The following is a 349-nucleotide window of genomic DNA, read 5'->3' as shown; positions in this document are numbered from 1 at the left end:
GGGGTGGAATTTCGAGCTCATCACGTAATCTACCTGAACTACCACCATCATCAGCGATTGTAACAACTGCTGTAATATCAACCGGATATTGTTTTAATCCTCGTAATAAAACAGAGAGTCCAGTACCGCCTCCCATGATAACAATTTTAGGTTTTCTCTCTTTTTTCATCCCTTAATGGCCCTTTCTCTTCTCCACATCACGATGAGATACATGAACGCTATACTCTGGTTTCAAATGTTTCCCAAGGTATTCTGTAAGCGTAACAGAACGATGCTGTCCACCTGTACATCCAATTTCAATTACAAGTTGACTCTTGCCTTCTCTTTTATAATGAGGCAGCATGAACGT

The 349-nt window shown here is 40.7% G+C and carries 2 protein-coding genes; both read right to left on the bottom strand.

Annotation, left to right across the window (positions count from 1 at the left end; genetic code table 11):
• Positions 1–169 (bottom strand): 2-phospho-L-lactate transferase CofD family protein (locus tag SB775_RS28055; RefSeq protein ID WP_410864427.1); only part of this gene is annotated, 169 nt, incomplete at its 3' end.
• A 3-nt stretch (positions 170–172) separates the two neighbouring features.
• Positions 173–349: RapZ C-terminal domain-containing protein (locus SB775_RS28050; protein ID WP_486360709.1), on the bottom strand; the 177-nt coding region annotated here is incomplete at its 5' end.

The organism is Peribacillus sp. SIMBA_075 (assembly GCF_046534585.1).
The sequence above is the reverse complement of the archived record's forward strand: the minus strand, read 5'-3'. Positions and strand labels throughout refer to the sequence as shown.